The sequence below is a fragment of the Mucilaginibacter sp. P4_D1 genome, from assembly GCF_056401935.1.
This window is the reverse complement of record NZ_JBFUIJ010000025.1, coordinates 80,117-90,223: the sequence shown is the minus strand read 5'-3', so window position 1 is coordinate 90,223 and position 10,107 is coordinate 80,117. Positions and strand designations below refer to the sequence as shown.

The window sequence follows — 10,107 nt, the reverse complement described above, 5'->3', positions numbered from 1 at the left end:
GCGTAAACCCGTACCAGGTCAACAATGGGGCTCATTGTTCTTTTAATATCAAACACTTCCCTGCTATCTTTTTTAAACGTGCGGATGGTATTGAAAAACGTTAACGGCGGCTCATATTGCAGGGCGTTTTTAGCCATGTGGAAAAATAGCTTCTCTAAAGGCTGCTGTAATCGCTCGTCTAAAAATTGGTGCAGTTCATCCATAATGGTGCTGTCGCCATAAATGCTGCGGCAATCAAAAAAGGTAGAAAAGTTGATCACCGTTTCGGGGATAGATTCGTCCATCCAGTAATCGTAATTGCGTTTCCAGTGCGATAGCGAGTGGGTCCATTTGGGGTTTTGCGCCATAAAATCGCCTGTGCAATATACAAAACCAATGTTATTCAAATCGTTTGATACACGACTGGCCAGGTCAAGGAAATAAGCACGCACCTCTTCGCGGTGCTCATTGGCCTTATCTTCGTAAATAATGGCGTTGTCCTGGTCGGTTTTAAAGGTTTGCTCTTTACGGCCTTCGCTACCCAGTACCATAAATACAAATTTGGCGGGTGGTGGCCCAATTTGGGCAATTACGCTTTCAATTACTTTTTGGGCAATGGTATCGGCAACGGTGGTTATAATCTGGTTCACAATTTCGGCGTTCACGCCGCGGCCCAACAGCTGGGTTACAAATTGGGGTACGCTTTGCCACTTGCGTTTTAACTCATCTGTTGATAGCGCCAGCTTAACCGATTGTATAAATACCATCGGCGACTGTGCCTGTTCGCTTAATAGCTTATTTCGGCTGATAAATCCAACATACCCGCCCGCCTTTTGGATCAGTATATACCGGGTTTTGGTTTGGAACATCATCAGCAAGGCCTCATAAACAAAGGCATCTGCGCTAATGCTCACTATTGGCGTATCCATCACAAGGTTTACAGCACAGGCGGTGTCATATTGCCTGGCTATCACTTTATCGCGCAGTGTAATATCGGTTACGTAGCCAACAATCTTTTGCTCATCGTTCAAAATAAAAAGGCAGCTGGTTTTTTGGGCAGCCATCAGCTGGGCTGCTTTGTATATGGGTGTGTGCCCCTGGCAGGCTATTACAGGCCTGTATTCAATGCTTTCTACACGGCGCGAGTATAACTGCTCAGATGCGATATAGCTTTCGGCAAACGATGCCGGTTGCTTAAAAAAATGGACAAACTCCTCATTTTGCATCCGTTTACCAAACTCGGCAGTAAAATGCAAAAAGAAATCTTCGTAGGTTTTGCACAGCAGGCGAAAATCTTTACGGTGCAAAAAATAAACCAGCGTTCCCTTTTTGGCAACAACTGTTCGTAACGATCGCCTCCTGTTTAGTAATACCGAAACGCCGCCGTAGCAAAAGCCGGGCTCGTGGTTTTCTATCAAACGCTTATTGCCTGTGCTATCATAAAAAAAAGATTCATAACTACCCCGTACAATAATGTCAACACCTTTCATCATTGTAATATCCTGCTGGTAAATCACCACATCTTTTTGATAGCTTATTTCCTGCAACTGTTCGGCTACGCCTTGCAGTACCTCGGTGGGCAGGGCGTTAAAAGGCGTAATGGATGCCAAAAACTCCAGTCGGTTGTTCATAAGCTGTAAATGATGATGGCCATTAACAATATAAGCATTAATGCGGGCAATAAACAGCCCTTTCGTTGTTGGGCAGGATCGCGCTGCTGCTCAAAATCCTGGATTTGCTGACTGATGCTTTTATCAGATATTTCGCCGCGATTACGCAATTCAAAAAAACAAGCGGCTGTAGCCTGGGCATCATATAGTGCATTATGCTGGTTTTGCAAATCTGTATTAAACAGCATATAGTACAGTTCTTCCAGTCGTAAATGGCGCGTAAGCGAACTGTGCACCAGTTGAGTAGTGGCAACCATGGTGCAAAAAACAGGAAGGTTACCGAGCGGGTTTGCTATGCCCGAACGGTAATATGCCGCACCAAGCAGGTAATAATCCAGCCGGATAAAATGGCCTATCAGCATGGGGTTGTATTCCTGCACATCTGCTGCCAGTAGTTGTATCACTTCGGTTCGGGTTTTGCCGCTTAGTTTTAAAAATTCCGGTGTCAGGTGATGGATGGCCAGGGCTGCGGGAGTAATGGCGATTCCTTCGCTTTGGATATAATGGTCCTGTTGTTTGATCAGCTTTTGATGTTTATCGTAAATAAGCCAGGAAACCTGTAACGCGTGTGGCCAGTTTTCATCGGAACTGTAGGGCAGGTTCCACTTAAGTGGCAGGCCCGAGGCTTCTGTATCGATAAATAAAAAATAGTCGTTCAAGGTGTTTGCCGGATTGCTGTTTGCACTGGTATTCAAAAGTAATTAATTCCGGCAAAAGTTGATGGGAATAAAATGGCGGCGGCTTGAAAAGCCGCTGGTCATGCTGGTGTTTAATAATATGCTGAGCCTTAGTTAGCGGGAGCGACTACCCGGATTAGGATCAAAAGTGACATTTATAGGTGCGGTTGGCTTATATGGTATAGAATCAGGAAATACGCCCTAATTACTAATACGCACGTTATTGCCCTCCCTTATTCATCTTTTGGAAGCGTCCGCACAGAAATTATGCACACTATTGCACTTAGCAGCAGCAGGGTTAAAATCAGAGTTATCAATGGTATTAATTAATTGGTAATGATAAAGTTACACAAAAAATCAATATAGGTAAAATATTTTAATAAAAAAAACGTTGTCATTTTTTTGCGCTAAGAAGATTACTTAGAATAGCCAACCGGGAGGACATGCTGAAAATGACCGTCAGGAGCCTGGAATTGGCTTTTTTACAGCGTAGGGCTATCGTAAAACCTTGCTTTTAGTTTATCTTTTAAATAAATTTCCAGGCCCTGCATTTGGCCGGCCTTGTAAATATCTTGAATACTTAGCTTATGTTTTTGGTTTTCAAGCTCAATAATTAGCGATGGAACTTTTTTTACAGCTATATAAATGCAATATATGCCCAGCAGTACCGGCAAAACCGGCAGTGCTATTGATTCTATGTAGATGCGGTGTACGGTAGGATCATAAAAGTTTTGGTATACGCCTATGGTGTTGTACACTGCGAAAGCAATAAATAGTACCCCGACGATTAAGGTAAGCGCTACGTTTTTTGTTTCGACAGCCCTGGCGAAAGTGGCTTTGTGGATGTCGTAATAATTGATGGTTTTGTAATTGAACCGGTTGCGCAGCAGGTGAACGCCCTGTGGGGATAAAGCAAAATCTTTTGATTGGATGTCGTAATTGTTCATGGCAGGTTAGTTCACGGGCATTTTAATCAATATTCCATCTCTGGATAGGAGGTTTTAAATATAATGATTTACCCGGATTTAGCTAGGAAAACAGAATATATATGACCAGCGCTATGCTTACTAAACCTACTCCCCAAACAGATAACCGCTATACGCCAAACCTGTAGCTACACTCTTAAAATTATCGCCCGAGTTGAGGTTAACATGCGGAAATCTGTTTTTAAACAGCTTTTGAATACTGCCTACCAGCGATGTGCCGCCTGTTAAAAACAAACTATCAATATTTTCAGGATCGATGTTGTTTTGTTGCATGAATAGATCCAGGTACCCGGCAATCCGATCCACATCTTTGGCTATAATTTGTTCGTAATCAGTAAGTGATATTTCTTCATCAATATCAATATCCATGTTATGGTAACTAAACGCGGATGTATCTGCGTTTGAAAGCTCAATTTTTGTTTTTTCGATAGCCTGAAATACCGAGTAACCCAGGTTATAGTCTATAAGCGTTATCAGGTTTTTAAATTTCCGGTTGTTGCCCGAAAAATAGTAGTAATCTTCTATATCTTTTTTAATGCGGGGGCCATTAAAAAAGTTCATCTGCTCCCATGAACAAATGTTTGCAAAAAGCGAATTGGGAACGGTTAACACTTTACCGGGTGTGGCTTCATATTGCGTATGCTTGCCAAAATATGGCGTTCCTATATCCCACATAAAAGCCGAATCCAGGCTATCGCCGCCAACATAAATACCACCGTTGGCTATCATATCGTCCTTGCGGTTTTTGCTGCCAACTTTTTTCGGATCAAGCACTAAATAGGTAAAATCTGTTGTACCCCCGCCCAAATCTGCCACCAATACATTTTCTTTTTTTGCCAGCGTTTTCTCGTAGGCAAAAGCAGCGCCTATCGGCTCAAACTGAAAGCGGACATTCGTAAAACCCGCAATTGCTGCGGCCTTGCTCAGCCTGGTTTGCGCCAGAGTGTCTTTTTGCACGTCGTCGTCATCAAAAAACACCGGTCGGCCAATTACCGCTGTGCGGCAATCCTCCCCGGTCAGTTCATCTGCCCGTTCTTTCAGTTCCTTTAAAATAATAGCCACAAGGTCAGATGCGTTGAACCTTTTGTTTTGAATGCGGGTTTCGGTGAAGCTGCTCCTTGATAAGATTTGCTTAACCGATTTGATGAACCGCCCTTTCATTCCATCATTCAGGTAAGCCGTAATGGCTTCGTCGCCTACTACGTAGTTTTTTACATCCCCTAAACCTGGTTGGCTATAGAAATAAATGAGCGATGGGATGATGATGGTATCATGAATTTTTTTGGTTTCCTGATCATAAATAGCCAAAGCCGAATTGGTTGTTCCAAAATCAATTCCGTATAAAAACTTATTCATAGCAATACAGGTAAAGCAGTAAAAATTTAAAGGGCGGCGAAAATATAAAAAAATAGTTTAGCAACGAAATTGATACCCCATGAAATATCATTTGCATGGTTATGCATGATGCCCGCCATTCAGCATAAAAAACCTGGATAACCAATTTATCACAAGCGCCGTATAAAAACCGGAATTATGGCCCGTACAGTTTGAAAAATATTACGATTTACAACATTGGTTTTCAAGAAATGCCTGGTGGCCTGGTTACAGTTTGCATATGAAAAATAAAAATTACCCTATTCGCTTTTTAGCCGCCGCAATGGTTATATCGTCTTTTACGATGTGTACCAAGATCATAAATAACATAGAAAGACCGGTTTTGGCGCCTCCAGGCAAGGATAGTATTAAGTTAAGTTCAGCAGTGGAGGTAGTTTCTAATTACACGTATACGGTGCAACCTAACGAATGGATGGTTGATGGCACTAAAATACCTGCGGGGGCTACTATATATATACCCGCCGGAACAAGGGGCGCCTTACTGCTTAAAAATATCAAAGGAACGGCAGAGGCACCTGTTATCATTATCAACAAAGGTGGTAAAGTAACCTTTTCTACAGCTGTTACCGCTTCATACGCTTTTAAAACACAAAATTCTCAGTATTTTAAAGTGCTTGGAAACGGAGATCCCGGTATTACCTATGGGTTTGATGTAAACGGCGGCAACATTGGGATGACTATGGATGGCTTGAGCACCGATTTTGAGATAGCGAATGTTGAAGTACGGAATAGCGGGTTCGCGGGTATTATGGCAAAAACCGATCCATCGTGCGATGCTGCCACCTGGCGTGGCCACTTTACTATGAAAAATGTTAGTATTCATGACAATTATGTTCATAAAACGGGTGGCGAGGGATTATATATAGGAAATTCCTTCTACGCCAATGGTGTTTCAATTTCATGTGGTAAGGTTTTGCCTCATGATGTGGTAAACCTTAAGGTGTACCAAAACCTTACCGATTCTACCGGTAGCGAAGGTATACAGGTTGGTAGCGCTATTGCAGGGTGTGAAATATATAGCAACACGGTTAAAAACCCAGGGGTGAGCCCATTTTCGGCTTATCAGAATAACGGCATCCAGATAGGGGAAGGCACCGGGGGGAAATGTTATAATAACGTAATCAGAAATGCACMCGGCAATGGTATCATTGTTTTGGGCCTTGGCGACAACGTGGTTTTTAATAACTACATTCTTAACGCAAAATCGTATGGTATTTTTGCCGATTCCAGGTATACTCCGGGACCTGATTTTCAATTTATTAATAATACCATCATCGCTTCGGAGTTGGGCGGCATCAAATTAAACTCCGAAATTATCCCGATGAACACGGTTATCAATAATGTGATTATACAGTCGGCATCGGTGTTGCCAATAATCAGAAAAAACAGCAGTGTTAAGCTTACAGCCTCAAACAATTATATAGGTACTGATGTAAGCGCGTGCGAATTTGTAAATTATACCGGCGGCGATTTTCATCTGTCGTCGTCGTCGCCGCTTATCAATACGGGGGCAAACGTTTCATCATACGGCGTAAGCTTTGATTATTACGGTGCCAAGCGGCCCTCTGGTGTTGCTTTTGACATTGGGGCTACGGAGTATTGAGGTTGATAGTTTGCCCGTGAACTTGCAATTTATGGTTTGGATCTGTACTCAATAATAACAGGGCGTATTGGGGACATGATTATCCAAAAAATGTTGATTTCTCATACCTCCATCCAATCTCAAATATTGCTAAATTACAATCCAAAATCATTCACAATGCCCTCGCTTAAAGCATATCAGCCTCAGCTAATTGTATTTCGTTGTGGCCTGCCATTGAACCTGGTGTCAGTAGCAGATGTTGTTAAATGGGGCCATGGAATAACAACCAGCGATCCCAGCTATTTTTTTATTGAGCTTTCGTGAGCAACTACCATGGCTAAGCTAATCGACCTGATAGACAGCAAAATTAAACCTACGCCAGAGGCATCTGCTGCGAGGGTTTTGTTAGGTTTATTATTCCACAAGCTAAATAACCGCCTTTTAGATGCCCGGAAAGCCATAGAAACCATGAACACGATTAACAGCTGGCGGGTTCTTGATTCGTATGAACAGGGTTCAATCGATCAATTGGATGACGAGTTTGACGAAAAATTTATGATGCCTGCCCAGCACGAAGCAGAAGTAAGGATATTGGACTTTTTGGGCACTTACAAAGCTTATTCTATTGATGATCCTGAAAGCTGGTCAAATGTGCCGGCCCAAGGCGATGCAAACGAGGCAATTCAAATTGAGTATATAAAGATAACACCTGATGATCATACACCGTTGGATAGATATTCAAACCAGCAGCATGCCGGGCCGAAACAAGGGTTTATCCTGTCAAACTTAAAGCCTGCGTTTATTGTATTTGTTAGCGTGGTGGTGATAGGTGGACTTTATGTACTGTTAGACGGGCAAACATCTCAAACAGAAAGGTTCAGCAATTCGCCTAAAATATGGCTTGTCCCTGTTTGCTTTTACATCGGGAGAATAGTTTATAAAACAGCCGGTAAAAATTAAAATACAGAGTGTTTTTTAACGCCTCACAATCCCATTGTTTGTAAGGATAACGCCCTGTTTTAATGATTATTGCGCTCGAAAAAATATAGTTTAAAAACGGCATTTTGATAGGTTATACCTTCTATTTTTGGCTGCATATCCTAATAATAAAGCCAATATGATAACTGAAAACCATCTAAATCCGATAAGTAAATCATCCAAGTATGTACTCAGTTTCCTGGAGATAGACAAGTCAATGATCATGATTGCCGGGGGCAAGGGCGCTAACCTGGGCGAACTTTGCCGGATTGAGGGGATACAAGTGCCCGACGGTTTTTGCATTACCACCCAAGCTTATAAAAAAATAACCGGGAATAACCCGGAGCTTAACAGCTTGCTGGATGAATTAACACGTTTTAAGGCGGATGAACGGGAAAGTATCGGCACTGTCTGCACGAAGATCCGCGCGGTTATAGAAGGGGTAGCTATTGCCGGGGAAATAACACACGAGGTTACTGAACACCTGGCAAAGTTTGGCAAACAGGATGCCTTTGCAGTACGCTCGAGCGCTACTGCGGAAGACCTGCCAACAACATCCTTTGCAGGTCAGCAGGATACGTATTTGAATATTACCGGTGGGGAGGCAATCCTAAAGCACATTAGCAAATGCTGGGCATCGCTGTTTACAGATAGGGCGGTAATCTACCGTATCCAAAACGGTTTCGATCATCGTAAAGTGCAGCTGGCGGTGGTTGTTCAGCAAATGGTTTTTCCACAGGCGGCAGGGATTATGTTTACCGCCGACCCTATTACCGGTAACAGGAAGGTTTTATCCATTGATGCCGGTTTCGGCCTTGGTGAGGCCATGGTTGCCGGCCTGGTAAATGCAGATAATTACAAAGTATCCAATGGCGGGATTATCGATAAAAAAATCCCGGCAAAGAAACTGGCTACGTATGCCTTAAATGGTGGCGGTACGCGGGAACAGGAGATAGCACCCGAAATACAGAACAGCCAGACGTTGACAGATGAACAAATTTTACAACTGGAACGCATCGGCAGAAGGATAGAAGAGCATTTTGGCTGTCCGCAGGATCTTGAATGGTGTTTGGCCGAGGATGGATTTTATATTGTGCAAAGCCGGCCGATTACCACGCTATACCCAGTTCCCGAAGGGAATGACCAGGAAAATCACGTCTATGTATCTGTCGGCCATCAGCAAATGATGACGGATGCTATGAAACCGTTAGGGTTATCGCTATGGCAGTTAACAGCCTTTCGGCCGATGTTTAAAGCCGCCGGAAGATTGTTTGTGGATATTACGGAAAACCTGGGCACCCCCGCCGGCCAAAAAATGATAATAGATGCCATGGGCGCACACGATCCACTGATTAAAGACGCGCTGATTACCATTGTTGAGCGGGGCGATTTCATAAAATCGTCGCCAAATGATAAACAGGAACCGGCTGCTATTATAAACAGTACAGGCAAATCGTTCGCAGATATCCAGGCACAAGTTGAAAATCATCCGGCGATTGTTGCTGATTTGATTAAAAATAACCAGCTATCGGTAAAAGAGCTAAAACAGAACATCCAGGCAATATCAGGACCGGACTTGTTTGATTTTATTATGCAGGATGATCAGCAGGCAAAAAAGAATTTATTCGCGCCACAAAACAGGGGTGCGATTATGGCCTCTATGGATGCCTTATGGTGGATTAACGAGAAGATCAAAAAATGGTTAGGCGAAAAAAACGCGGCAGATACGCTTGCCCAATCGGCACCTAACAATATTACAGCAGAAATGGGGCTGGAGCTATTGAACGTAGCAGACGTGATACGGCCTTATCCCCAGGTTATTGAATATTTACAACAGGCAAAGGATGATAACTTTTTGGATGAACTGATTAAGTTTGATGGCGGAAGGGAAACCCGGGAGGCTATTGATGCTTACCTGGACAAATATGGCATGCGCTGCGCCGGCGAAATTGATATTACCAAAGCCCGCTGGAGCGAAAAACCGGGCATACTTATCCCTATAATGCTCGGTAATATCAAAAACTTTGAGCCAGGGGCAGGCAGCCGGAAGTTTGAGCAGGGACGGCAGGAGGCTTTAAAAAAAGAAGCAGAAATATTAGAGAGGTTAAAGCAATTACCGGATGGCGACCAGAAAGCCTATGAGACAAAACAAATGATTAGCCTGCTCCGCAATTTTGCAGGTTATCGCGAGTATCCAAAATACGGGATAATCAGCCGCTCCTTTGTTTATAAGCAGGCTTTAATGAAGGAGGCCGAAAAATTGGTACAAGCGGGGGTAATTCATGACAAAGAAGATATCTACTATCTTACTTTCCAGGAGCTGCGCGAAGTGGTACGCACCAATAAACTGGATTACCAGCTAATTGGCAAACGAAAAGAGGAGCATAAAATAAATGAAAAACTAAGCCCGCCACGTGTTATCACTTCTGATGGCGAGATTATTACAGGGAAGTACAACAGGGAAAACATCCCGGCCGGCGCCATTACCGGCCTGGCAGTGTCTTCGGGAATTATAGAAGGACGCGCACGCGTTATTTTGGAGATGGAAAGCGCCAGCCTGGGAGATGGCGATATATTAGTGACCACATTTACCGACCCAAGCTGGACGCCGTTGTTTGTATCCATTAAGGGCCTGGTAACCGAAGTTGGCGGCCTGATGACCCATGGCGCGGTCATAGCACGCGAGTACGGCCTGCCCGCAGTGGTAGGGGTGGAACAGGCTACCAAACTCATCAAAGATGGGCAACGCATTAGGGTAAACGGAACAGAAGGGTATATAGAGGTGCTTTAAACGCAGACCCTGGCAACTCATGATAACTAATTTGTGGCGCTGTTTTTGC

General features: G+C 43.5%; 7 protein-coding genes. 3 read left to right on the top strand and 4 right to left on the bottom strand.

Annotated features, from left to right (window positions below; all coding sequences use genetic code 11):
* From AC1DV1_RS19750 to AC1DV1_RS19735, 4 genes are all read right to left on the bottom strand, one after another.
* Nucleotides 1-1,610: DUF294 nucleotidyltransferase-like domain-containing protein (locus AC1DV1_RS19750; RefSeq protein ID WP_477362373.1), on the bottom strand; the 1,610-nt coding region annotated here is incomplete at its 3' end.
* On the bottom strand, nucleotides 1,607-2,344 hold the full coding sequence (locus AC1DV1_RS19745) for a 3'-5' exonuclease (RefSeq protein WP_477362371.1): 738 nt from the start codon (nucleotides 2,342-2,344) through the stop codon (nucleotides 1,607-1,609). The genes AC1DV1_RS19750 and AC1DV1_RS19745, both read right to left, overlap by 4 nt.
* 464 nt (nucleotides 2,345-2,808) lie before the next feature.
* The gene (locus tag AC1DV1_RS19740; protein WP_477362369.1) at nucleotides 2,809-3,273 is read right to left on the bottom strand and encodes a hypothetical protein; all 465 of its coding nucleotides are present in this window, start codon (nucleotides 3,271-3,273) and stop codon (nucleotides 2,809-2,811) included.
* Nucleotides 3,274-3,399: 126 nt separating this feature from the next.
* Nucleotides 3,400-4,668 (bottom strand): Hsp70 family protein, encoded by a 1,269-nt coding sequence (locus AC1DV1_RS19735; protein WP_477362367.1) that lies wholly within the window; start codon nucleotides 4,666-4,668, stop codon nucleotides 3,400-3,402.
* A 259-nt stretch (nucleotides 4,669-4,927) separates the two neighbouring features.
* On the opposite strand from AC1DV1_RS19735, the gene AC1DV1_RS19730 reads away from it, so the two are divergent.
* From AC1DV1_RS19730 to ppsA, 3 genes are all read left to right on the top strand, one after another.
* Nucleotides 4,928-6,310 (top strand): right-handed parallel beta-helix repeat-containing protein, encoded by a 1,383-nt coding sequence (locus AC1DV1_RS19730; protein WP_477362365.1) that lies wholly within the window; start codon nucleotides 4,928-4,930, stop codon nucleotides 6,308-6,310.
* Nucleotides 6,311-6,622: 312 nt separating this feature from the next.
* The gene (locus tag AC1DV1_RS19725; RefSeq protein ID WP_477362363.1) at nucleotides 6,623-7,249 is read left to right on the top strand and encodes a hypothetical protein; all 627 of its coding nucleotides are present in this window, start codon (nucleotides 6,623-6,625) and stop codon (nucleotides 7,247-7,249) included.
* A gap of 157 nt (nucleotides 7,250-7,406) precedes the next feature.
* Nucleotides 7,407-10,058: a phosphoenolpyruvate synthase gene (ppsA, locus tag AC1DV1_RS19720; RefSeq protein WP_477362361.1), complete on the top strand. Its 2,652-nt coding sequence runs from the start codon at nucleotides 7,407-7,409 to the stop codon at nucleotides 10,056-10,058.
* Nucleotides 10,059-10,107: the final 49 nt, after the last annotated feature.

Coding starts and splice junctions, on each gene's coding strand:
- AC1DV1_RS19740 (WP_477362369.1), bottom strand. CDS start 3,273: ATGAACAATTACGACATCCAATCAAAAGATTTTGCTTTATCCCCACAG.
- AC1DV1_RS19735 (WP_477362367.1), bottom strand. CDS start 4,668: ATGAATAAGTTTTTATACGGAATTGATTTTGGAACAACCAATTCGGCT.
- AC1DV1_RS19725 (WP_477362363.1), top strand. CDS start 6,623: ATGGCTAAGCTAATCGACCTGATAGACAGCAAAATTAAACCTACGCCA.
- ppsA (WP_477362361.1), top strand. CDS start 7,407: ATGATAACTGAAAACCATCTAAATCCGATAAGTAAATCATCCAAGTAT.